Origin of the sequence: Agromyces mediolanus (assembly GCF_044917495.1) — a bacterium.
Taxonomy (GTDB): Bacteria; Actinomycetota; Actinomycetes; order Actinomycetales; family Microbacteriaceae; genus Agromyces; species Agromyces mediolanus_B.
This window is the reverse complement of the sequence record NZ_JAVSSI010000026.1, coordinates 1-1,004: the sequence shown is the minus strand read 5'-3', so window position 1 is coordinate 1,004 and position 1,004 is coordinate 1. Positions and strand designations below refer to the sequence as shown.

Below are 1,004 nucleotides of genomic sequence, written 5' to 3'. Positions count from 1 at the left end.
TCGCCGAGGTTCAACAAGCCCGGCCCGGTGCCGTCGGTCAGCAGCGGGACCTGCACCAGGCCGTTGCCGATGAGGTCGAGCTGGAGGCCCAACGCTTGCAGCACCGCGAGATCGAACGGGTCCGCCTCACTCGCAGGACCCCCCGGATCCGAGGCGTACGCGTACGCGAGATCCGCGGCCTGCAGTTGCAGCAGATCCGCCCCCAAGAACTGCCCCAACGCTTGGGACGGGTCCGACGGGGCGGCCTGCGCACTCAGCGCACCACCACCCCCGACGACGAGCAGAGCCACGGTGCCCGCGGCAAGCCCGCGCACCACCCCCGCCCGCCCAGACCCCGACGAGGCATCCCCCCGCCGAACCTTCCCGAACCCGGACATACGTGTACGCAGGCGCGACATTTTCCCTCCCCCGTGGGCGAAGCCGTTCCCCTCGGCTTCGTCGCCTTCCGACGCAGCGTGTCGATCGCTGCGGTCGATGGCGCACACGCTGCCACAGGAGCTGAGACGGATTCAAGACTTCGATGAAAAAAGCTCGCCATTCCCCCCGAACGGGGTGAGCATCGCTCATCTCCCCGCGCGCGTGCATCCGGGCCCGCGCTCGCGCGAGGGCGCGCGGGCGCTCGCGCATGCCCCCGCGCTGGCGTGCGTGGGCGCGCGAACGCCCGCGCGCGAAGCGCACCGCTCGCCGGGAGCGACTGCGGTGCCGAGCGAAGCCCATGGCCTCCGAAAGGGGGACACCAGTCCGGCTGGCGAAGGAGTACGTTGCGGCGCAAGGGAAATCGTCGCGAATGCGGCACATCGGGGGAAACATGCATCAGGACACTGTTGCGACCGCTCCGGCGGCTTCTTCGGCGGGGGGGGCCGCGGAGCCGCCGCACCGCGCCGCCCGGGCCCCGGGGGGGCGGTAATATCATCGGCTAAGTGCCGCGGGGGTGGTTATCTGCCTCCTGGGGGGGCTCAAGCTCACCGGCTGGTCTGAACGGGAGTTAGCGACCTAGATAGGAC

Annotated in this window: 1 protein-coding gene; it reads right to left on the bottom strand. The window is 70.6% G+C overall.

Annotated features, from left to right (window positions below; all coding sequences use genetic code 11):
• Positions 1-290: hypothetical protein (locus ROT00_RS18315; RefSeq protein WP_404776470.1), on the bottom strand; the 290-nt coding region annotated here is incomplete at its 3' end.
• Positions 291-1,004: the final 714 nt, after the last annotated feature.